Genomic DNA, 21177 nt, shown 5'->3' on the forward strand with positions numbered 1-21177 from the left:
CCACCTCACGCACTTCGCATCAAGGTCTTGTTGATCCGCTCCTGAGCCGCGGTCATCTGCCGATCCGCCAGAAACAGGTAGGCGACGAACTCGCTGTGGTAATTGGTCTTCGCCCCGGCAAGGGTGGACAGACACATGTGCGCGGCCGAATGAAAATCTTCGATGGCCCCCCGCAGCTCGGCCGTCAGCTCCGAGTCGGGCGAAGGCAACCGGGACTGCAGTTTGACCTCCGCGGCGTCGTGCAGGTGCAGACATGCCGGCTCCAAAGCCTCGGGAAAGCCGATCCGCGCGGCGCGTACCACATCCACGGACGCACGCTGCACCTCGGTGAAGTCGTCGCTGGCCCGCAGCCACCATTCCTGCAGCGGCGTCACCGCCGCGCTCACCGGATGCGACGAAGCCGCGCGCTTGGTCTCTCTTGCCGTAATAATGCCCGCGACAGCGCCGACGACCAGACAGATCAACACGACCGCCACTGTCACTGCGAGCCACTTGCGCCAGCGTCGCGCCCGGGGCGCGGGTGAGAGCAAGTTCCCGCCCATCCCCGGCCCGTCTTCTGGATAGCGGCTTTCGGGCCCGAACTGTAGATCGGTGTGCGTGCTCCGCATAACGCCGACCGTATGGAACCTCCACCGGTGGCGACAGGGTCGTTGGGCCGCAAGGTACGAGTCTTTGGTCCCAAGGAACCCTCGCCCGCCGCGACTGATGACTTTCGTCTCTATTGCGGCACCGAGTGCGCGGAAAACGATGAAGGTCTCCCGGCGACTGCAAAGGCAGTGAACCGCCGGCCACGCCGTTAGGACCCCTAATGGAACTCATCCGAAAGACAGCTCACGACCGCCGCGTGCGGCCGAACCTCACCGACTATCAGCAGACGCGGGCGCTGTTCGACTGGTCTGATGTGCCGGCATTGTGCGAAGGCATGGGAGCCGGCAAGTGCAATATCGCTTATGCCGCCGTGGAACGGCATGCGATGGGACCGGCCGCGAAACGCACCGCGCTGAGGTTTATCACCGACAAGGGCTGGGACGGTGCGATCGCCACCCGAGATCTCAGCTACGGCGAACTCGACCGTCTCACCAAACAATTCTCGAGCGTGCTGCGTTCGCTGGGCGTCAGCAAGGGCAACCGCGTCTTCACACTCATGGGCCGCATCCCCGAGCTCTACATCACCGTGCTGGGAGCGCTGCGAAACGGCTGCGTCGTCTCTCCGTTGTTCTCGGCCTTCGGCCCGGAGCCGATTGCGACCAGGGTGAACATCGGGCAAGCCGATGTCCTGGTAACCACCAAGGCGCTTTACGACCGCAAGATCGCCAAGGTACGCAACCGATTACCGTCGCTGCGATACGTGCTGATCATCGAGGACAAGACCGACGGCCAGCCGTCCGGAACGCTGAACTTCTGGCATTGGATGAACGCGGCCGAGACGAACACACCGATCGAACCCACCACCGCCGATGATCCGGCGCTGTTGCACTTCACCAGCGGCACCACCGGCACGCCGAAAGGCGCCTTACACGTACACGGCGCGGTCGCAATGCATTACATGACCGGCTTGTATGCGCTCGACTTGCATCCCGACGACACCTATTGGTGCACAGCCGATCCCGGCTGGGTCACCGGAACGTCGTACGGCATCATCAGTCCGCTGCTGCACGGGGTCACCTCCATCCTCGACGAGGCGGAGTTCGATGCCGAACGGTGGTATGCGATTTTGCAGGACCAAGGTGTTTCGGTGTGGTACACGGCCCCCACCGCGATCAGGATGCTGATCAAAACGGGATCCGAACTGCCGTCGCACTACCAGTTCCCGCGCCTTCGTTTCATCGCCAGTGTCGGCGAGCCACTCAATCCCGAAGCGGTGTGGTGGGGAAAACGGGTGTTGGGCTTGCCAATTCACGACAACTGGTGGCAGACGGAGACCGGTGGCATCATGATCGCCAATACCCCGGCGTTCGACATCAAGCCCGGGTCGATGGGCCGGCCGCTGCCCGGGGTGGACGCATATATCGTGCGGCACAACGATGATGGCACCTCGACGGTCGTCGACGAACCCGGGGTCGAGGGCGAACTCGCGATCAAACCGGGCTGGCCCTCCATGTTTCGCAGCTATCTGGATGCCGAGGAGCGCTACCAGAGGTGCTTCGAAAACGGGCTTTACCTGACCGGAGACCTGGCCAAGAAAGACGCCGACGGGTACTTCTGGTTCGTCGGACGCAAAGACGACGTGATCAAGTCCGCGGGACACCTCATCGGCCCCTTCGAAGTCGAAAGCGCACTCACCGATCATCCGGCAGTGGCCGAAGCCGCGGTGATCGGCAAACCTGATCCCACCGTCGGCGAGCTGGTCAAGGCCTTCGTCACCCTCAAAGACGGTGTCGTCTGCGACGAAGAGCTGCGGCTGCAGTTGCTCGGTCACGCACGCAAGCGCCTCGGAGCGGCGGTGGCGCCCAAGGAGATCGAGTTCGTCGAGTCGTTGCCGCACACCAGTAGCGGCAAGATCATGCGGCGGCTATTGAAGGCACGCGAACTGGGGCTGCCCGAAGGCGATACCTCCACGATCGAGCAGCACGTTAATCACCAGGCCGAGGGAGTTCCGTCATGACCGATGCCAAGCTTGCGCACGAACTCATGTCGGATATGGTTCGCGTGCGCCGCATGGAGGAAAAGTGCGCAGAGCTCTACAGCGCAGCGAAGATTCGCGGATTTTTGCATCTGTATGTCGGAGAGGAAGCCGTCGCCGCAGGCTCACTGAGTGCGCTCACCGACGATGACGCGGTCGTGGCGACATACCGTGAGCACGCGCATGCACTCTTGCGTGGTATCCCGATGACTTCGATCATGGCCGAGATGTACGGCAAACAGGAAGGCTGCTCACGCGGACGTGGCGGGTCGATGCACCTATTCGATGCGTCCAGGCGCTTCTACGGTGGCAACGCGATCGTCGCCGGCGGCCTGCCATTGGCGGTAGGAATTGCACTCGCCGACGCAATGCTTCAGCGTCGCCGGGTCACCGCATGCTATTTCGGTGACGGCGCGGTGGCCGAGGGCGCATTTCACGAGTCCTTGAACATGGCTGTCCTGTGGCACTTGCCGGTGCTGTTCTGTTGTGAGAACAACCTTTACGCGATGGGAACCGCATTGGACCGGGCACAGTCGCAGACCGATCTCACCCTCAAAGCGGCGGCATACCGGATTCCGACGCTGGCTGTCGACGGAATGGATGTCCAGGCCTGCCATGCCGCCGCCCAGCAGGGTGCCGAGCACGTCCGCAGCACCGGTGGGCCCTTCTTCCTCGAGTTCCGCACCTACCGGTTCCGGGCGCATTCGATGTTCGACCCGGAGCTGTACCGGGACAAGGCCGAGGTCGAGCGGTGGCGCGAGCGCGATCCGATCCAGTCGTTCATCAAGCAGTGCCTGCTGGACGGCACGATGTCCGAAGACGACGTGCGTGGCATCGAAGATGCTGCGGCCGAAGAGATCCAGTCCGCCGTGGCGTATGCCGAGGCGGGGACATGGGAGGACACAGCCGATCTCGAGCGCGACGTGATGACGCCCTCCCCTTGCGACGAATGGAATACGCTCGAACAACCGACACCGGAGCCGGCACGATGAAAACCACCTATCGAACCGCAGTACACGACGCGATCCGCGATGCCCTGCGCGAGGACGAACGTGTCGTTCTCATGGGTGAGGACGTCGGACGCTACGGCGGCACATATGCGGCGTCCAAGGGACTACTCGAGGAGTTCGGTCCGGAACGGGTGCGCGACACCCCGCTGTCGGAACTGGGCTTCGTCGGTGTCGGAATCGGTGCGTCTCTCAACGGACTCCGTCCGATCGTCGAAGTGATGACGGTGAACTTCAGCCTGCTGGCACTCGATCAGATCGTCAATACCGCTGCGGCCCTGCGTCATATGTCCGGCGGGCAGTTCTCGGTCCCCCTCGTCGTCCGGATGGCCACCGGCGCCGGACGCCAGCTCGCCGCGCAGCATTCGCACAGTCTGGAGCCGTGGTACGCGCACATACCCGGCATCAAGGTGCTGTCTCCGGCCACCGTCGAGGACGCATACGGCATGCTCGGCCCGGCATTGGCCGACCCCGACCCGGTGGTGATCTTCGAACACGTTCAGCTCTACAACACCTCCTGCGACATCGATGCTCTATCCCCTACCGATATCTCTCGGGCAGCGATCCGCCGCACCGGCGCCGACGTGACCGTGGTGGCCTACGGCGGATCGCTCCCCAAAGCACTCGACGCCGCCAACGAGCTGTCGCTGGCCGGGATCGATTGCGAGGTAATCGATCTGCGCGTGCTGCGACCGCTTGACGAGGGCACCATTCTGGAATCGGTCGCCAAAACACACCGCGCCGTCGTAATCGACGAAGCGTGGCGCAGCGGGAGCCTGGCGGCCGAGATCATGGCTCGAATAATGGAGGGCGCTTTTTACGAGCTGGACGCGCCGGTTGCCCGCGTGTGCAGCACCGAAGTGCCGATGCCCTATGCCAAACACCTGGAGCAGGCGGCTCTGCCGCAGGCCGCCGATATCGTGGCCACCGTGCATGGACTATTCGGAGACCGGCAATGATCGAGTTCACCATGCCCTCACTGGGTTCCGATATGGACGAAGGCACCTTGGTCGAATGGCTGGTGAAACCCGGCGACAAGGTGGCGCGGGGCCAAATAGTGGCAGTCGTCGACACCACCAAGGCCGCAGTCGAGATCGAATGCTGGCAAGAGGGAACGGTCAGCGAACTGATCGTGCCCGTCGGTGAAACCGTCCAAGTGGGAACGGTATTGGCCACGCTGACCGGAGCCGGCGAGGCGGTCGCCAAGCCTCCCGCCCAGCGCACCGGCCCGGCGAAGAAGGCTACGACAACGACAGGCGCGACAGGAGCGCCCGAGGAGCCGGCGAAAGCCGCTCCCACGACGGCCGCACGGCGGCGTCGCTGGGTCTCACCGGCTGCCCGCCGCCTGGCTCAAAGTCTCCGCGTCGACATTGCGGGCGTTACCGGCTCCGGGCCGCAAGGAGCGGTCACCATCAGCGACGTCGAGCATGCGGCCGCCTCTGCTGAGCAACCGGCCGCCAAGCCGAAGTCGAAGTCGTCGCCGGCTGAGCGCGCCGCCCAGATGCGAAAGTCGATCGCGGCGGCGATGAGTCGGTCCAAGCGGGAGATTCCGCACTACTACCTGGCCGATGAAATCCTCCTTGAGCACTCGTTGACGTGGCTGAGTGCGCGAAACGCGCAGCGCTCCATCGACGAACGGGTATTGCCCGCCGCCCTGTTGCTGAAAGCCGTCGGCGTCGCAGCACAGCGGTTCGGTGAGTTCAACGGATTCTGGCGCGAAGACGGCTTCGAGCCGGCTACCAAAGTCCATGTGGGCGTAGCAATCTCGTTGCGCGGCGGCGGGCTCGTGGCGCCGGCTATTCATGATGTTCCGGACAAGAAGCTCGACGAGTTGATGGACGACCTCACCGATCTGGTCGCGCGGGCACGCTCCTTCTCGCTGCGCAGCTCGGAGATGTCCGACCCGACCATCACGGTTACCAACCTGGGCGACAAGGGCGTCGACACCGTCTTCGGCGTCATCTACCCGCCTCAGGTGGCTCTCGTCGGATTCGGCCAGCCGGCTCCACGGGTGTGTGTCATCGACGGCGGTATCCGAGTGGTCACTACCGTGCAGGCCACCCTCGCCGCCGACCACCGGGCAAGCGACGGTCATCGCGGCGCCCTGTTCCTCACCGCAATCAACGAACTACTACAGCAACCCGACCTGCTAGAAAAGTGATGTGCCATGACTGAAAACGACACGCGCGACGTGATTTTGTCCGTACTGCAAAGCATTGCTCCGGAAGTCGAATCCGATGAGATCGAGGACGACATGCTGCTGCGCGATCAAGTCGATCTGGATTCCATGGACTGGCTCAACTTCTTGCGCGGAATTCACAAGCGCCTGCACATCGACATACCGGAATCGGATTACGCGACGCTGCGCACGCTGGCCGATGTGGTGAGCTACGCCGATAGGAAACGCTCCGCCGGCGTCGAACCTCAATAGCGAACGTAACTTTGGTCCCTGTCCGGCGGGACTTTTGGCCACCGATTTTTCCAGCCTTCGACAATAGGATGGTCACTATGAACATGCCGAACGAAGATGGCGTCACGATCCTGCCGGCGCAGGAGTGCTGGGATCTGCTGGCGGGTAGGACACTGGGACGGCTGGTGACCAGCGTCGACGGCCGGCCCGACATTTTCCCGGTCAACTACGCGGTCCAGGGCCGGACGATTCTGTTTCGCACCGCCGAAGGCACCAAGCTGGTCAGCGCCGCGATCAACAACTACGTGGTGTTCGAGGTCGACGACCACAACGTCGCCGAGGGCTGGAGCGTCGTCGTCAAAGGAACCGCACGCACACTTCGTACCGACGAAGAGATCGAGAAGGCCGATCGTGCCCAGGTACTGCCATGGACGGGCTACGAGAAATCGCACTATGTGCGGATCCGCCCCGAGATGGTCACCGGCCGGCGCTTCCAATTCAGCCCGGCGCCGACTGGGAAGTCGATCGACGCCTGACCCGTGAGCTTCACGCCTGCCAAACAGCAACGGAAGTAGGGCAAATGAGCAGCGCGCAGCAACAGCTACGGACGCGGATGTTGGCTCGCGTTCTCGGCCCGTTCTTTGTCATCGCCACCGCGACGACAGTCGCGCGCCCGGATATGCGGACCCTGCTTTCCGACTTCGAAGCCAGCACCCCGTGGCCGTGGATAACAGGCGCGCTCATGCTTCTGGCCGCCCTTGTCATCGTCGCGCTGCACCAGTACTGGCACGGTGCGGCGGCGATCACGGTGTCTGTGGTGGGCTGGCTCCTCGTATTGCGCGCGGTGTTGCTCATGACCTTCCCGCAAGCCTTCATGTCGGCCACTGAAGCCGCATTCGAACTGACTCCCCTCTGGGTGGGTGTCGAGATCTCGATCGGCCTGGTCGGGCTTTGGCTGACCTTCGTCGGCTGGCGCCCGGAACCGAATCAGCCAGTGGCACAGGCCGAAACGCCCCGCAGCGGTGGGCCTTCTCAACGGTTAGCCGGCCGGGCCAGCAGGTAGACATCGACCAGCCGCGCCACATCGCCGGACGTAACGATGCCGACTACCTCACCACCGTCCATGACCAGGGCACGGCTGCGCGGACCGACCGGCGCCATCCGCTGCAGCAACGCGCCGAGCGGCTCCTGGGGTGCCGCGGTCGGCACCTCGCTCAGTGGCAGAGCGATCTGGCGAACGGTGGTCGCATCCCGTTGACCGGGCGCAAGATCGCGCAGCTGCTTCAGCGTGACCAAACCCATGATCGACCCGTCCCGCTCGGTGACGGGATACGACGAATGCCGATCGCCCAGCAGGTAACGCCGGATGAAATCTGCCACGGTAATCCAGCCGGGGGCGGTATGCGGTCGGGCGGTCATCGCGTCGCCGACGCGAACTCCGGCAAAGAGCTCCTGATTTGTTGCCTGAATCTCCTCCTCGCGCGCGGCGGCGAAGATGAACCAGCCGATGAACGCCAGCCAGATGCCACCGACGTAGGCGCCCGCCAGAAACTCAACCAGCCCCAGGGTGATCAGGATGAGTGCGACCACCCGCCCGGCGTGGGCAGCGCCGACGGCGGCGCGTGCTCTGTCAGGCGGCCACGTCACGGGGCAGGGTCGTTGCCAGGCTCCAGGTGAACAACCACAGGATCACCACCACGCTCCAGTGGACTTTTACCGTAAACCCGGCGATTCGTCCCACCGGGATGGCCTCACGCACCGTCGAACCTCCGAACCGCATTGGCAGCCAAGGAGTTTCCCTGCGCTCGGCGCTCCGACTGCTGCTTGACACCCAGCATCAATGCGCGCGTTCCCAGTGCGGTCAACGGCCTGAGCATTTCCAAGGCAATCACTTCCCCCGGGTAGCGCAAGGCGATTCGGGCCCGGACCAGAAGCCGTACCCGGTCTTGCCAGTGTGGCTGCAGATGGATCGACAACACCGCATTCCAGCGCAGGTCCGCGTGCAAGACATTGAGCACGAGGTGATCCTCTGCCACGATGTCGACAACCGTGAACTCCAGCTCATCCGCCAGCCCCAGCCGGCCTTGCGGCCACAGCCGCACGACGTCACCAATCGCAGGTTCCCGATCACCACCGCTGCCCTGGCCCGCTTGCAGCAGCCTGCGCCAGACCACGGCCGCAGGCGCGTCGATATTGACCGCCTCGGTCGTTTGAATCGCCGGATCGCCGACCAGTGCATCGCCGGGCAGCTGCATCCGGTATTCCGCCTTGGTCGCGCCCCAATTGCGGTAATACTCTCGCGCGCAATAGAGAACGGTGAGCAGCGCGGTCACTTCAGCGATGCGCCTGATTTTGGCCATGGCCCCAGTCTGCGTCGGGGGTTGCGCCCTTCGCGAGGGTCATTGGTCCTTGGCGGTACCCCCTTTGTGCCCACCTCGAGCGCCCCGGCAATCGCCGGCTGGTAAGTCCGACATCAGGTTTGGGACTTACGGCACTATCGGCCGCTGCCGTCACCGCGGATAGTGAAGCGCACGAGCGAACTCGGAGGTGGTGGTGATGACGCAGCTGACAACCATCGAGGCGAGCTTCCTGGAAGCAGAAGATGCCGACCGGCACGTGAGTATGGCGATCGGCGCAGTGGCGGTTATCGACGGACCTCTCCCAGGACGCGACGAGCTGATATCCGCGCTGTCGCAGCGTCTGGGCGCTGTCCCCCGCCTCACCCAACTGGTGCACAAACACGCACTCGAAGTCGCCGCGCCGGAATGGGTTGACGACTCGAACTTCGACATCACCCACCACCTGCGCTGGGCTGCGGTGCCGCGGCCCGGCGATGATCCCGCTCTGTTCCGCACCGTTGCCGACATCATGGAGCGCAGACTCGATCGCGATCACCCGCTGTGGGAGTGCTGGGTTATCGAAGGCCTGCCGGAAGCACGGTGGGCGATTCTGATCAAGATCCATCACTGCATCGCCGACGGGATCGCCGCGATGCACATGTTGGCGGATGTCTTTGACAGCGGCGCAGGTACGACGTTTGCCACCGAGATCCGCGCCGCCAAGGAAGAACCGGCACCGAAGGCCACGTCCTCGCCGCTGCGCCTCAACCCGCTGAGCTGGCCCGGCCTGTTGTGGCGCACCTCGCAGACGGCGGCCAACATCGTCAGCCAAACCACCAGGGGCGCCACCCAATTCACCCTCAATCTGTTGACTCCGGCAGCTGGATCATCACTGCACGGCTCGGTGGCCAACATGCGGCGATACAGCGCGGCAAGGGTGTCGCTCAAAGACGTCAAGACGATAAGCCAAGTCTTCGGCGTGACCCTCAACGACGTCGCCCTCGCCGCGATGACCGACAGCTTCCGCGCCGTGCTGATACATCGTGGTGAGAAGCCGCAGCGCAATTCGCTGCGCACCTTGGTGCCGGTTTCGGTGCGACCACCAGACGCCATGGACCGCACCGATATCCGCGTTTCGGCGATGTTGCCTTACCTGCCGGTCGAGCAAGGCGACCCAGTGAAGCGGCTACGGCTGGTGCACGCGCGGCTTAACACGCTCAAAGAAAGCGGCGAACGACAAGCGGCGAGCACCTTCGTAAAAGTGAGCAGTTATGTGCCGTTCATGTTGAGCGCGTGGACAATTCGGCTGCTGGCGCGGCTGCCTCAGCGCAGTGTGGTCACGCTGGCCACCAATGTTCCCGGGCCCCGCCAACGGCTGCAACTATTGGGCCGGCCAGTGGAAATGCTGCTGCCCGTTCCACCCATCGCAATGCATCTGCGCACCGTCGTGAGCATGCTCAGCTACGCCGACGAACTGGCGTTCGGCATCACTGCCGATTACGACGCCACGCCGGACGTTGACGAGCTTGCCCGCGGCATTGAACTCGGGGTGGCGCGGCTGCTGGCTCGGGCCTTGGCCCATAAGCGACCGGCTGCCAAGCGCATTGAAGCCTAGCCCGCCCTAGCCCGCCTAGCCCGCCGGCGTGATCACCCCATAATTCCCGTCGTAGCGGTGATATAACACCGTGGCACGCCCCTGGGCGGCGTCGATGAAGAACAGGAACGGCAGGCCGAGCAGGCTTAGCCGGTTAGCGGCCTCGTCCTCGGTGAGGCACGGCACCGGCTGGCGGCTGATGGCCACGGGCAGCACGAAGGGGCTCAGCTGGTCGGCCAAATCGGGTGTCACCAATGCTAGCCGGTAGCCCGTCGGCTCAGCCCGGTACAGGACGCCCGCGGCACCGGTGCCCTGCTCGGTGAACAGGTGAAAGCCGTAGTCAAGCAGCTCCATTTCGCGAACGGCCTCGTCGACTGTGCAGGGCCCCAGAGTGAACGACTTGCGCCGGATGACGCGGCGCTCATCTGCCGGTCGAGGCAAGTACTCGGGCCGGTGCCCCGGCTCGGAGTCGTGCCGCCACTCTGAGCCGCTGACCGCGCGCTGTTCGGTGCGGCGGGCCGCCCGGTGTGCGGACGTGCGTTCCAGGCGCCGACGCAGCCGCGCCGCAACAAGATCGACCGCTTCTCGCGCCGATTCCGCCTGGACCTGAACGCGAAGCGGGCGGCCATCGACATCAATATTTGCCTGTGCGACCACGGGCCGCGGCACGGCCGGATCGCGGTGCCTGGTCAGCCTGACCCGGGCATGCAGCACCGGTTGGCTGGTGTATCGTCCGAGCTCGCCGATCTTGGTGCGGGCGTATTCGGCCGCTCCCGGAAACTCGTCATGAGTTGTCACGTCGACGTCGATGCCCGCCGGCGATTCTGTTCTCTGTCCCATGCTTACAGTGCTATGCGATGGAACTGGTTGCGGGCCAGGGCCAAAAGTCCCCCAGACGCAGAGGACCTTCGGCCGCAGGCGGTGGCCAGCCGGCCCGCATCCGCCCGAGAGCGGCGGGTCCGGACGGCTAAAGCGTGGCGACGTCGTGACGGGCCGCCAAATCGTTTGGTAAGCGCGCCGAGGGGCCGAACAGCCCAGGCGACTTTCGGGACTTTAGTCCCTACCCCGTAGGGGTATGGAAATCGCATCATTTGAATTATGGAAACGCCAGACTCCGCCGCAACGACTCCCGCGACCGGTCAGCCCAGCCAGTCGGATCGATCTGACCGGCCCGGTCGGTTGGATCAAATCTGGGCCGTGGTGGGCATTACCGCCGGCGTCGTTTTCGTTGTCGCCGTGATCTTTTTTTCGGGGTTCTTTTTGGGTCGGGCTACCGACAACCCCTATGGGAGCTTGCGGGTTTCCGACGGCGGGCGAGACGGTGTCTGCCCGATGATGGGATCCGACGGAGGCATGACGCCCGGCCGGATGGGCCCGGGGGGACCCATGACACCAGGGCAAACGGCTACCCCAACGCCCCAGCCGATGCCGCACCCGTAGCGCAGCACGACTCCCGCTCAGCCCGCTGTATTGCGACCCTCAGAAAGGCGATAAGAACATGATCAACAAACGAGGGCATCGAATCGCACTTGCAGTCGCTAGCGTTGGGGCCACAGCGGGATTGATGGTCCTAGCTCTCCCCCTAGTTCCCCAGGTAGGCGCGAATCTCGACAATGCCGTGTTATCCGAGATGGGTATGGCGGCCGAAATGCCGCTGCCACACATAATGCGCTACGGTGCAATCGCCTACGCGCCGAACGGCGCGTGGGGTAGATCGCGCGGTTACGAATCTCAGTCGCTGGCGGACCAAGCCGCCTTGGAGAACTGCGGTGACAAAGATTGCAAGGTGATCGCTCGCTTCAACCTATGCGGCGCGGTCGCCTATGACGGCTCGACCTACCAAGGTGGGAACGGCTACTCGCGCAGCATGGCAGAAGCCGACGCTTTGAATAAGCTGCCCGGCGGGAAGATCGTCAACTGGATGTGCCAGCAACACTGACGTTGCCTGGGATCGCCGCGAAATGGCCCGTCGTTGTTCCTCATCATTGGTGACTTCCGTCCCTATCACCGGCGCATGCGAAGCGGTCCGATGATCTTGGAATTAAGACTCCCGAGTCTTGAGAGAGGTGCAGTCATGAATTCTTCGCAACCAACCCTGGCCACCACGCGCATGTTTGCCCGCGTGATCGGCCCCTTTGTCATCATCATCACCGGCACGGCGATCGTACGCGCCTCGGCCATGCGAACGCTGCTCAACGACTTCCAGGCAAACTCCGTATGGCCCTGGGTCACTGGCGCATTCGTCTTGTTGATTGGATTGGTCGTCATTGCGCTGCATCCGTATTGGCGAGGCGCCCCGGCGATCATCGTGTCGGTGTTCGGATGGATGACGGCGCTCAAAGGATTCTTCTTGATGGCGTTGCCACAAGGTTATCTATCGTTCGCCGGCACCGCGGTCGACGCCCTTATCTGGTGGCGGGTGGGATTTGTCGCCATGGCGATAGTCGGGGGCTACCTGACCTTCGTCGGATGGATGCCGACCGCCAGCCGGCCGGGCCCGCAGCTGGCCAGCTCGGCACCCGATATCCGCCGTGCGGCATGACGATTCAAGAAACCTCGAGGGCGGTTTCGAGTTCGGCCAGACACGCCTCGGTCAGCGGTATGAGGGATTCGATGTCGGGAACCACCTCAGCGCCTGCTACGTAGCCGAATCCGACTCGATCGGCGTATGAACAGGTCGTCACGTTGAGTCCCTGACCGTCATAGACCGTCGATACCGGATAGATCTCCTCGACATGTGCACCGTTCCAATACATTTCGTCGGCCGGGCCGGGAACATGAGAGATCGGAACGTTGTATCCGGTACGGATTTTCGGGGTGAACGGGAGCGTCGGGAATATCACCGTCGCGGCGATACTGCCGGCGGCCGTCAGCAGCGATGGTGCCGATCCGCGCCGGCCTACCCAGCGCTTTCCCTCCGACATCGACCGGTGAATCAAATCAAGCCGCGCAGCGGGGTCATCCAGGTCGGTGCCCAGCGGACACAGCCAGAGGCCAAACATGTTGCCGTGTTGTTCTCTTGACAGATCACCAGCCCGGCCACGTACGGTGATCGGGCAAATGGCCACCAGCGACTGATCGGGCAGTTCCCTTCGGCCACGCAGCCACTGGCGTACGGCGCCGGCCACCAATGCGGTTGTCACGTCGTTGGCGGTGACGCCGGCCGCGCGCTGCACGGCCTGGATGCGCGACTTGGGCCAGCTGCCCGCGCTGACCGCACGCTCGAGGCCCAGACGACGGTTGAACCGCGTGTGGGGTGCTCCGAGGGGCAACACGGTCGTGTGTCCGACCAGGCTGTCGATCACGGTCGTCAACTCGCCCGTGATGACGCGCTCGATCAGCCTGACACTTGTCGCGGCCTTGCCTACCACCGACCGAAGCGGCGCCGTCAGACGGGTCAGCAGTCCACTGGATGGCGTTGACGGCGTTGATCCGTCGCGACGGTCCGCGTAAAAGGGCGCCATCGAACGCTGCCCCGGGTCAGCGCTGAGCCCATCGGCGATCATCCGGAAACCGGCCACACCATCGATGACGGTGTGGTGGACTTTGATGTAGAAGGCGAAGCGGCCCTCGTCAAGACCGTCGATCAAATACGACATCCACATCGGGCGCGACCGGTCCAGGCGGATGGCATCGAGCTCACCGATCAGCCGCCAGAACGCGCCGTCGCCCGCTGGAGCCCTCACCCGCTGGCAATGTTGGCTCAGGTCAACCGAATCCACGTCGCGCCAGACCCAGAGGCCGCCGGTATCCACACCGTGATGTGGATACCGGCGCAGCCGCGGATCGATCGAATCACCGGCGTCGAGCGTCCAGGAATACAGTTCGTCCACGTAGTTCGGGCCGGCGTCCGCGGGCGGCGACAGGACGAGCACCGCGCCGACATGCATCGGGCTGGACACCAACTCCGCGGTCATCATCGCGGCGTCCAGCGGGTCGAGCGGGTTCATCTCGCCTCGGCGGCTAAGCGGGACGGTCGTGTTGCACCGCGGGGCCGCCCAGTAGCCCGGACTGCTGCAGCGCATCCCATACGAACCGCTGCACCGGCTGCGAGCGGAAGAACCCGGTGTGACCGCCGGGGTACCAGACGATTTCCGGTTTGCCCCAGTGCTGCCAGAGGCGGTTCACCTGCTCGCGTGGATGAACGAGGCGGTCGGCGATGCCGGCGTAGATGAAACGTCCGGGCATGGCCACCAGCGGTTCGAGTGACAGCGGCGAAATCATCCGCCCGATGGGTTCGGCCAATTCCATTGTCTGACGGCGGGGGTCGTCGTGGCTCAGACCGGAGTGGCGCGACAGCACTTCCACCAGGTTGGCCACCGGAACCCCCAGAATGGCACAGGTGAGCCCCTTTTCGAGGCTGGCAACCAGCGACGCGATGTAACCGCCGAGCGAAAGGCTGTTCAATCCGATCAGTGACTCGGGCTCCTGCAACCGGATCCAGGACAGCAACCGGCGGATATCCCACACCGCCTGACCCGTCGCATGTACATCATCGAGCACATCCTCGCCCGGAAACACAGCGCCCTTCGGCAGCCCGCGGGAACGGGGCCCATGCATGGGAAGAACCGGCATGACGACATTTAGACCAAGGTCTTCGTGCAACTTCCAGGCCCGGAACAGGGCGAGATCGACCGCAGCGCGGCCCATCTCGGTACCGTGCACACACACCAACCACGGTCGCGGTTCCGGGTGGCGCAGCAGCAACGCGTACTCGCGGTCGTTCGCTGTGTACTCCTGCCACCGCTGCGCACCGGGCTCGCCCGGATCCGGCGTGTACCCGCTGTCGAACACCATGCGATAGAAGGAACGTTTGCGCCCCTTCACCTTTCGGACTGTCACGTCTGAAAGCGCCGGAGGAGCCGCGAAGAATTCCTGGGGCCGAACCAGCCAGCCCTTCTTTCCGTAGAAATCCAGCCCGGCGGCCACCTCAGCGGTGATGCGCTCGAACACCTCGGGCCTGCTGACCGGGCGGCGCGCCTTCAGACCCAGCAGGACAACCTCGTCGCGAAAAGCCTGTGCCGCCAGGGCGACGGTCGGACGCGCGATCGGAAGTTCGTCCGGCGCTTGGCCAAGGTAATCGCGCCATGATTGGGCGAAGTAGCGGCCCGTATGCATGAATGGCGCGGCAGCGACGGTCAAACCGGTGACGCCGGGCACAGACCAATCAAACGCACCCGTGCGTTGATGCTCGTGGCTGGTGGGCATCGTCATGGCCGCACGCTAACACCCCGCCGAGGACCTCCCGTAGGGACCAATGGCCCTGCCGAACTCACCAAAGTCCTTGACCGCCAATCGAGGTTTATCACCTTGTGCAGAGGGGACGGATGACTGGACGCAAGAGGACTTTAGTCACTCGTGGTGGCACTGGGCCGGCCGTAACGTCGAGTAAGTCCGCAATACTGAAGTCCGCTGGAGACGGTGAACATGTCCCCGAGGAGTGGGATTATGACCGAGGCACCTCAACAATCCATGCCACGCTGGGCCGAGATTTCCGACGACGTGCTGGAATCGGTCGAAACCGGCCGGACCCAAGCCATCGATGCGGTGCGCAAATTCGTCGACCAAATGGATGATCTGATCCCCGAGCAGTCGCGGCGCAAGACCGTTGTCGACGCCGCCCTTACTCTGGCCGACGACTTGGTGACCGCACGTATCGAATTTCTGCGCAGCGTGGTGCGTAGTGCCGGCGAAGCGATGAACAAATAGCGCTTGTTCACCCGCGGCGGCACAAACGGTTCCGGGCATGAAACCGCCTGAGCCTTAATACTTTATTGGACATAGCCGGTCCAACCGGATACGTCGTAGCCAGGGCTGTGTTTCCAGTTCTGGAATGCAGCGCAGTGCGCAGCGAGCCGAAGTGGTACGACCAGATCGGACCGCCGGCCCGCGATCAAGCGCTGCTGGTCCATCCACCAGTCGGGATCTCCTCGTGTGGTGATCGTCGTGGTCACCGCCTCGGCAGTGTCGGCCGACGCGATAATCGGAGCCTCGGCGTTGACCGGATTGATGGTGAAGATCCCGCTCGATCCCTGTCGGCCAGCACCAACTGCGTTGGCGACGACGGTGTAAGCCTGGGCCGTCTTGGCAACGGCATACCACAGGCACATCGTGTTGGCCGGAAACCCATGCGCGAACAGCCCTTCGGACTCCTGCAGTGGACCACCATAATTGCCATCCCAACAGGTGGGAATCGCAATGAGGTCGGCACGGCGCACAGCCAGCACCCCGCTTGCCTCGGGGAAGCGGACATCTTCGCCCAGCAGGATGCCGATGCGACCTATGTCGGTGTCGAACACGGGCAGATCGTCACCCGGGCGGGCCCACGTGTAGCCGGTGTCGAGGTGGGACTGACGGTATCTGCCGGCAACTTTGCCGTTAGGACCAACCAGGACCGCGGTGTGAAACAGTTTGTCTTCGTCGCACTCGATATGGCTGCCCACAACGTAGCGCCCCAGCCGAACCGCGAAATCGGACAGTACCTGGACAGTGCGCCCGAATGGTGATTCGGCTTGCGCTGCCGCGGCCTGCACGTCGATCGGGGCGCCCGCGGTGCTGAACGCGGGAAGCACCACGAGTCCCGGTGGTGAAGTGTTGGCCTCCAACTTCGTGATCTGTTCGTCCGCCCGGGCGATGTTGTCGTCGAATTCGCCGGCGCTGAGCTGATATTGGACGGCACTGACTGTGACGGTGTGGGAATCCGTCGATGCTTGGGCATCGGCCGGGGCCCGGTAGAAGGCGAGGTCGCCGTAGAGTTCGGGCCGCCGGCGATCCAAGGTCGCTTTCTGGTCGTTCAGATAGCGGGCGGGATCGATGTAGCCGTAAAGGATCGCCCCGGGACTGGCGGCGGTGAGGTTCTGGTTGGTCGCCGGCAGATGGCCCGTGCGCCGGCCGTCAGCCTGCCAAACAGACGCTGACCCTCCATAGAAGACCGATATGCCGGTGGTCGGATTGGTCTCGACGTTGTTGCGGTCGGAGGCGACCATGGCCAGCCCGTTCCACGCCGAAAACTGCTGTACGGCAGCGATGGTGGAGTGATTACCAGCGGCCGCCCGACCCAGCTGAGTCAACACTCGGTCACTCGAACAGATGTAGGCGATCAGGTCTGCGCCCTTTACTGCGGCCAAACGTGCCGGCTCCCAATAGGTGTCGTCATAGCAGATAAGCATGCAGATCCGGCCGAGCTCAGTCTCGAACACCGGATATCCGGTGTTGCCGGGCGTGAACCACATGACATCGCTTGGATTCAGCCCACTCTTGCGGTACTTGCCGATATAGCCGTTCGGACCCACCAGTGCACCGGTGTTGTAGGTGAGCCCGGTCTCTCGATCAACCTCGGCAATGCCGATAGCGACGTAACAGCCGTACTTGCGGCACAATTCGGCAATTTTCGTGGTCGCCCGTCCCGGCACCGTGTCCATGTACGGCAGGAACTGGTCGAGGTCGCGGTAGACATAGCCCGAAAGTGCGGCCTCCGGCATCACGATCAGCCTGGCACCGTTGCTCGCTGCTTCGTCGATAACAGTGCACGCGCGTTCGAGGTTGCGGTCGAACTCGAACAACTCGGGATTGAATTCGACTGCTGCGACCTTGAATGGGGCGTTCGGCATGCCGGTGTGGTGCTACCGCTCGCCCATTGCGCGCTCGTCGACCGGATTGCCCCGGGTGACGATCAGCGGGTCAGCGTTGGTGAACGGGAAGTCGGGCAGGTCGTCGATGTGCACATCGAAGGTTGCGGCAAGGACTTCCCGCGAGTACGCACTGATCGAGGCGCGATAGCCGATGTCGCCAGGGGTGGGTTGGTCGAAGAAGATGAGGAAATGCATGTCGGGGGATCCGACCACTTCGATGTGATGCGGGTAGGCGCGCGGAATGAAGTAGACGTCGCCCTCCTGCAAATACCAGGTGTCAAGCGTCCCGTCGGGGTCCATCACCGTCATCCGGGCCGATCCGCGATGCACATAACCCATCTCGGCGGTGACGGGGTGCCAGTGCGGTTCGCGCATCCCGTCCTCGCGGATGCGCAGCGAATACATCGACAAATCCTTCAGGGCGGCCCAGTACTGGACCCGGGCCAGATGAGCTGAACCGACCGCGATGCTGATCTGTGGGGTTTGCGCCTCGACGGAGAACTTGTGGGGATTACCGAAATGAGCTGTCGATGGCACCACCGGTTCACCGGTGCGCTTGGCCAGCAGGCGGTCGGCAGTGTCGCGGCGGATCTTGGCGAAATCCGAGGCGTCAAGGTCGTAGGTGTTGCCCAGCACGGCATCGGTCATCGCGCCGAACGCGGCGAACAATCCGAAATCCTCGGGCCGTTCGTTGCGAAATGCGATGATGAATTCGGCTGCCCCCACACCGATGTTCTCGATATGGTGCAGTGACCCCGAGTCGATGTGGAACATTTCACCGGCGCTGACGACGAATGAGGAAAACTGGCTGTAGGTGTCAAGGACCGACACCAACGCCGTGCCCGCGACGCAGTAGGTGAGTTCATTTGCGTTGGCATGCCAGTGCGGAGTACGCATGGCCCCCGGGTGGATGACGACCCGCTTGATCGAGACGCCGTTGAGGATCGGGAAATTGTCGGCTGTGACGCGCCGGATCGATCCGAGCGCGGACTCTTCGACGATCTCGCCGTCGGTCAATGAGATTGCATGCGGGCTACGGGATCTGGTCATTGGGCCGCCTTCCTGCTGCGGGTCGGACGGATTGGTTTGCGGGTGACCGCGGGCACGCCTATACGGAAAAAAGCCGATCGCCACAACATCGCTGGTGTCTGGATCCGCGGTCGCTAATCGAGTGGTAAGCACCGCATGGCCGCGTTCGCCGCCGTCGGGCGCCAAAACCGTTCTCGTTCCATTGCTGTCGCATATTGCCGCAGCGCCAGGCTGACGAATTCGATTACACCAGCATTTTGACGAGGCCGGCAAGCTCAGAATGATTGCTTCTGACGATCCTGCTATAGCCATCGATTATCGACACGTGAAGTCCGCATCGTAGGCGGACACCGGCCTGACCGACGGCCAGGTCAACGATTGGTAGCCCACGCAAAGGTTTTCGGGGTCGACCGAGCCGGGTGTGACAACCTCGGACTCCTTTCCCCCACAGCATCGGCCGCTAGCGGTCGATGCTGTCTGGATGCCGCTGCTTCCGGAAGGGGCGTAAGGCCGCTAAGGCTCAGGGGCATAGGTCACTTCAGGAGTGGTCGCGCTATTGTGCCCATCTTTATGACTTTGGTCTCTATTTCCGGCCGCTACGGATCAGCATGATCAGAGGTGATAATCGCTTCGCGAGCAACGGATAAGCATGATGAAAACACCACTCGCCTCATTGGAGAGGCCAGACTTCACCATAATCGAGAACCGCGCACCGTCGGTGGCACACATGTTCGTCAACCGCGTCGCGGCCACCCCGGATGCGGAGGCTTTCCGGTACCCGCGCGGCGACAGCTGGGAGGGCGTCACCTGGCAGCAGGTGGGTGACCGCGTCCACTACATCGCCGGCGGGCTGATCTCGTTGGGGATCCTCCCAGAAGATCGGGTGGCACTCGCGTCCTCGACGCGATACGAGTGGGTGCTGGTCGATTTCGCCGTGATGTGCGCAGGCGCCGCCACCACCACGGTGTATCCGACGACGAACGCCACCGATGTCGCATACATCGTCGCCAACTCGGGTAGCCGGATCGTGGTCGCCGAGGATCAAGCCCAAGTGGACAAGTTGATCGAACATCGCGCGGATCTGCCCGACGTGAGCAAGGTGGTGATCATCGACGGCAAGGGTGACGGCGATTGGGTGATCACGTTGAGCGATCTCGAGTTACTGGGCAAGCAACTGCTCACCGACTCCCCCGATGCTGTCGACGAGCGCATCGCAGCGGTCGGTCCCGACCGGCTCGCCAGCCTCATCTATACGTCCGGGACCACCGGACGGCCGAAGGGCGTGCGGCTGACCCACGGGGCGTGGACTTATACCGCAGCGGCCATCGACGCACTGAATGTCCTTGGACCCGAGGATCTTAACTTCCTGTGGCTGCCGTTGGCGCACTCGTTCGGCAAGGTGATGCTTGCCCTGCCGCTGCAGATCGGCTTCACCACCGCGATCGACGGTCGGGTGGACAAGATCGTCGACAACCTGGCCGCCTTGCGTCCCACCATCATGGGTGCGGCGCCACGCATTTTCGAAAAGGCACATGCCCGCATCGAGGGCATGGTCGCCGAACAGGGCAGGGTCACGAAGAAGATATTCGATTGGGCACTCGGGGTCGGGATCAGGATGTCGGAAGCCCGGCAGGCCGGGAAGAAACCCTCGTTGGCCGAGTCACTGGCATACCGATTGGCAGACCGGCTGGTGTTCTCCACCATTCGGCAACGGTTCGGCGGACGAGTCCGGTTCTTCGTGTCCGCGGCCGCCGCCCTCGATCGCAACGTGGCTCAGTGGTTCGACGCGGTCGGCATCACCGTGCTCGAAGGCTATGGCCTGACCGAGACTTCAGCGGCGTCATTCATCAACCGCCCCAACGCCTATCGGTTCGGAACGGTGGGCTGGCCGTTCCCGGCCACCGAGGTCAAGATCGCCGAGGACGGCGAGATCCTGCTCCGCGGGCCCGGTGTGATGACCTCCTATCACGACCTGCCCGACGCCACCGCCGAAGCGATCGACGATGACGGCTGGTTCCGCACCGGGGACATCGGCGAGATCGACGACGACGGCTATCTGCGGATCACCGACCGCAAGAAGGACATGTTCAAAACCTCGCAGGGCAAGTACGTGGCACCCTCGGCGATCGAAGTGAGATTCAAAGGACTCTGCCCCTATGCGGGCGAACTCATCGTCGTCGGCGAGACCAAACCTTACTGTGTGGCGCTGGTGAGCCTGGACGGCGAGGCGATCGCCGACTGGGCGGGCAAACATGGTCTGCCCGATCAGTCTTTTGCCGGGATAGCGCGCGACGAGCAGACCCGGGAACTGATCGCCGGATACATCGATGCGCTGAACTCGGAGCTGAATCGCTGGGAGCAGATCAAGAAGTTCAGCATCATCGATCGCGAACTTTCGGTCGAGGCAGGCGATCTCACACCGAGCATGAAGCTTCGCCGCAAAGCGGTCATCGACAAGTTCGCCGACCGACTGGCAGCTCTGTACGAACAACCGTCAGCCGTGGGCAAACCGGCGCAGGGCGCAGCCGCAAGGTGAGTGGACAG

At 63.4% G+C, this 21177-nt stretch carries 21 protein-coding genes; 12 read left to right on the forward strand and 9 right to left on the reverse strand.

From position 1 onward, the window contains the following. Positions 1–5: 5 nt before the first annotated feature. Positions 6–608 (reverse strand): hypothetical protein, encoded by a 603-nt coding sequence (locus BST12_RS15010; RefSeq protein ID WP_083113916.1) that lies wholly within the window; start codon positions 606–608, stop codon positions 6–8. A gap of 200 nt (positions 609–808) precedes the next feature. Here BST12_RS15010 and acsA point away from each other — a divergent pair, with 200 nt between their 5' ends. The 7 genes from acsA (at position 809) to BST12_RS15045 (ending at position 7103) form a co-directional block, all read left to right on the forward strand. After that, positions 809–2605 (forward strand): acetate--CoA ligase, encoded by a 1797-nt coding sequence (gene acsA / locus BST12_RS15015; protein ID WP_083113917.1) that lies wholly within the window; start codon positions 809–811, stop codon positions 2603–2605. Beyond that, positions 2602–3615: a pyruvate dehydrogenase (acetyl-transferring) E1 component subunit alpha gene (gene pdhA, locus BST12_RS15020; protein ID WP_083113918.1), complete on the forward strand. Its 1014-nt coding sequence runs from the start codon at positions 2602–2604 to the stop codon at positions 3613–3615. The genes acsA and pdhA overlap by 4 nt, the downstream gene beginning before the upstream one ends. Continuing rightward, positions 3612–4589, forward strand: coding sequence for an alpha-ketoacid dehydrogenase subunit beta (locus tag BST12_RS15025; protein ID WP_083113919.1), 978 nt, complete (start codon positions 3612–3614; stop codon positions 4587–4589). Before pdhA ends, BST12_RS15025 begins: the two co-directional genes overlap by 4 nt. Then, positions 4586–5791 (forward strand): dihydrolipoamide acetyltransferase family protein, encoded by a 1206-nt coding sequence (locus BST12_RS15030; RefSeq protein WP_083113920.1) that lies wholly within the window; start codon positions 4586–4588, stop codon positions 5789–5791. Before BST12_RS15025 ends, BST12_RS15030 begins: the two co-directional genes overlap by 4 nt. Positions 5792–5797: 6 nt before the next feature. After that, on the forward strand, positions 5798–6061 hold the full coding sequence (locus BST12_RS15035) for an acyl carrier protein (RefSeq protein ID WP_083113921.1): 264 nt from the start codon (positions 5798–5800) through the stop codon (positions 6059–6061). A gap of 68 nt (positions 6062–6129) precedes the next feature. Next, a complete protein-coding gene (locus BST12_RS15040; protein ID WP_372511070.1) occupies positions 6130–6576 on the forward strand; it encodes a pyridoxamine 5'-phosphate oxidase family protein in 447 nt (148 codons plus the stop codon). A 77-nt stretch (positions 6577–6653) separates the two neighbouring features. Next, positions 6654–7103: a hypothetical protein gene (locus BST12_RS15045; protein ID WP_139801697.1), complete on the forward strand. Its 450-nt coding sequence runs from the start codon at positions 6654–6656 to the stop codon at positions 7101–7103. Here the strand turns inward: BST12_RS15045 and BST12_RS15050 are convergent. Genes BST12_RS15050 through BST12_RS15055 form a run of 3 tightly spaced genes read right to left on the reverse strand, consistent with a single transcriptional unit; the run spans position 7073 to position 8373 of the window. Continuing rightward, the gene (locus tag BST12_RS15050; protein WP_425437397.1) at positions 7073–7687 is read right to left on the reverse strand and encodes a CBS domain-containing protein; all 615 of its coding nucleotides are present in this window, start codon (positions 7685–7687) and stop codon (positions 7073–7075) included. The genes BST12_RS15045 and BST12_RS15050 overlap by 31 nt on opposite strands. After that, a complete protein-coding gene (locus tag BST12_RS34875; RefSeq protein ID WP_372511069.1) occupies positions 7671–7799 on the reverse strand; it encodes a hypothetical protein in 129 nt (42 codons plus the stop codon). The genes BST12_RS15050 and BST12_RS34875 overlap by 17 nt, the downstream gene beginning before the upstream one ends. Beyond that, positions 7792–8373: an SRPBCC family protein gene (locus BST12_RS15055; RefSeq protein ID WP_372511068.1), complete on the reverse strand. Its 582-nt coding sequence runs from the start codon at positions 8371–8373 to the stop codon at positions 7792–7794. Before BST12_RS15055 ends, BST12_RS34875 begins: the two co-directional genes overlap by 8 nt. A gap of 223 nt (positions 8374–8596) precedes the next feature. Between BST12_RS15055 and BST12_RS15060 the strand changes: the two genes are divergently transcribed. Beyond that, a complete protein-coding gene (locus BST12_RS15060; RefSeq protein WP_083113964.1) occupies positions 8597–9994 on the forward strand; it encodes a WS/DGAT/MGAT family O-acyltransferase in 1398 nt (465 codons plus the stop codon). 15 nt (positions 9995–10009) lie between these two features. Here the strand turns inward: BST12_RS15060 and BST12_RS15065 are convergent, their stop codons facing one another. After that, positions 10010–10813 (reverse strand): ribosome hibernation promotion factor, encoded by an 804-nt coding sequence (locus tag BST12_RS15065; protein WP_083113924.1) that lies wholly within the window; start codon positions 10811–10813, stop codon positions 10010–10012. Between the two features lie 778 nt (positions 10814–11591). Here BST12_RS15065 and BST12_RS15075 point away from each other — a divergent pair. Then, the gene (locus BST12_RS15075) at positions 11592–11912 is read left to right on the forward strand and encodes a DUF4189 domain-containing protein (RefSeq protein WP_245850323.1); all 321 of its coding nucleotides are present in this window, start codon (positions 11592–11594) and stop codon (positions 11910–11912) included. A gap of 135 nt (positions 11913–12047) precedes the next feature. Next, the gene (locus BST12_RS15080) at positions 12048–12515 is read left to right on the forward strand and encodes a hypothetical protein (protein ID WP_245850325.1); all 468 of its coding nucleotides are present in this window, start codon (positions 12048–12050) and stop codon (positions 12513–12515) included. A 4-nt stretch (positions 12516–12519) separates the two neighbouring features. On the opposite strand, the gene BST12_RS15085 is transcribed toward BST12_RS15080, so the two are convergent. Together BST12_RS15085 and BST12_RS15090 are read right to left on the reverse strand one after the other, a co-directional pair. Next, complete coding sequence (locus tag BST12_RS15085; RefSeq protein WP_083113927.1) at positions 12520–13923, reverse strand: wax ester/triacylglycerol synthase family O-acyltransferase; 1404 nt, start codon at positions 13921–13923, stop codon at positions 12520–12522. A 13-nt stretch (positions 13924–13936) separates the two neighbouring features. Beyond that, positions 13937–15187 (reverse strand): alpha/beta hydrolase family protein, encoded by a 1251-nt coding sequence (locus tag BST12_RS15090; RefSeq protein ID WP_083113928.1) that lies wholly within the window; start codon positions 15185–15187, stop codon positions 13937–13939. A 234-nt stretch (positions 15188–15421) separates the two neighbouring features. Between BST12_RS15090 and BST12_RS15095 the strand changes: the two genes are divergently transcribed. Continuing rightward, entirely contained in the window at positions 15422–15682 is a 261-nt protein-coding gene (locus BST12_RS15095) for a hypothetical protein (protein WP_083113929.1), read from the forward strand. 62 nt (positions 15683–15744) lie between these two features. Here BST12_RS15095 and BST12_RS15100 read toward each other — a convergent pair whose 3' ends face one another. Both BST12_RS15100 and BST12_RS15105 read right to left on the reverse strand, forming a co-directional pair. Then, on the reverse strand, positions 15745–17583 hold the full coding sequence (locus BST12_RS15100; RefSeq protein WP_083113930.1) for a nitrilase-related carbon-nitrogen hydrolase: 1839 nt from the start codon (positions 17581–17583) through the stop codon (positions 15745–15747). 12 nt (positions 17584–17595) lie between these two features. Next, on the reverse strand, positions 17596–18654 hold the full coding sequence (locus BST12_RS15105; RefSeq protein ID WP_083113966.1) for a cupin domain-containing protein: 1059 nt from the start codon (positions 18652–18654) through the stop codon (positions 17596–17598). 631 nt (positions 18655–19285) lie between these two features. Here BST12_RS15105 and BST12_RS15110 point away from each other — a divergent pair. Further along, a complete protein-coding gene (locus tag BST12_RS15110) occupies positions 19286–21169 on the forward strand; it encodes an AMP-dependent synthetase/ligase (protein ID WP_083113967.1) in 1884 nt (627 codons plus the stop codon). The last annotated feature ends 8 nt before the right edge of the window (positions 21170–21177 follow it).

This window comes from Mycobacterium angelicum, assembly GCF_002086155.1.
Lineage (GTDB): Bacteria > Actinomycetota > Actinomycetes > Mycobacteriales > Mycobacteriaceae > Mycobacterium > Mycobacterium angelicum.

Excerpts from the sequence above, each read along its gene's own strand:
- BST12_RS15045 (WP_139801697.1), top strand. The coding sequence starts at position 6,654 with ATGTTGGCTCGCGTTCTCGGCCCGTTCTTTGTCATCGCCACCGCGACG.
- pdhA (WP_083113918.1), top strand. The coding sequence starts at position 2,602 with ATGACCGATGCCAAGCTTGCGCACGAACTCATGTCGGATATGGTTCGC.
- BST12_RS15025 (WP_083113919.1), top strand. The coding sequence starts at position 3,612 with ATGAAAACCACCTATCGAACCGCAGTACACGACGCGATCCGCGATGCC.
- BST12_RS15090 (WP_083113928.1), bottom strand. The coding sequence starts at position 15,187 with ATGACGATGCCCACCAGCCACGAGCATCAACGCACGGGTGCGTTTGAT.
- BST12_RS15085 (WP_083113927.1), bottom strand. The coding sequence starts at position 13,923 with ATGAACCCGCTCGACCCGCTGGACGCCGCGATGATGACCGCGGAGTTG.
- BST12_RS15035 (WP_083113921.1), top strand. The coding sequence starts at position 5,798 with ATGACTGAAAACGACACGCGCGACGTGATTTTGTCCGTACTGCAAAGC.
- BST12_RS15095 (WP_083113929.1), top strand. The coding sequence starts at position 15,422 with ATGACCGAGGCACCTCAACAATCCATGCCACGCTGGGCCGAGATTTCC.
- BST12_RS15110 (WP_083113967.1), top strand. The coding sequence starts at position 19,286 with ATGAAAACACCACTCGCCTCATTGGAGAGGCCAGACTTCACCATAATC.
- BST12_RS15080 (WP_245850325.1), top strand. The coding sequence starts at position 12,048 with ATGAATTCTTCGCAACCAACCCTGGCCACCACGCGCATGTTTGCCCGC.
- BST12_RS15010 (WP_083113916.1), bottom strand. The coding sequence starts at position 608 with ATGCGGAGCACGCACACCGATCTACAGTTCGGGCCCGAAAGCCGCTAT.
- BST12_RS15030 (WP_083113920.1), top strand. The coding sequence starts at position 4,586 with ATGATCGAGTTCACCATGCCCTCACTGGGTTCCGATATGGACGAAGGC.
- acsA (WP_083113917.1), top strand. The coding sequence starts at position 809 with ATGGAACTCATCCGAAAGACAGCTCACGACCGCCGCGTGCGGCCGAAC.
- BST12_RS15105 (WP_083113966.1), bottom strand. The coding sequence starts at position 18,654 with ATGACCAGATCCCGTAGCCCGCATGCAATCTCATTGACCGACGGCGAG.
- BST12_RS15060 (WP_083113964.1), top strand. The coding sequence starts at position 8,597 with ATGACGCAGCTGACAACCATCGAGGCGAGCTTCCTGGAAGCAGAAGAT.
- BST12_RS15065 (WP_083113924.1), bottom strand. The coding sequence starts at position 10,813 with ATGGGACAGAGAACAGAATCGCCGGCGGGCATCGACGTCGACGTGACA.
- BST12_RS15040 (WP_372511070.1), top strand. The coding sequence starts at position 6,130 with ATGGTCACTATGAACATGCCGAACGAAGATGGCGTCACGATCCTGCCG.
- BST12_RS15100 (WP_083113930.1), bottom strand. The coding sequence starts at position 17,583 with ATGCCGAACGCCCCATTCAAGGTCGCAGCAGTCGAATTCAATCCCGAG.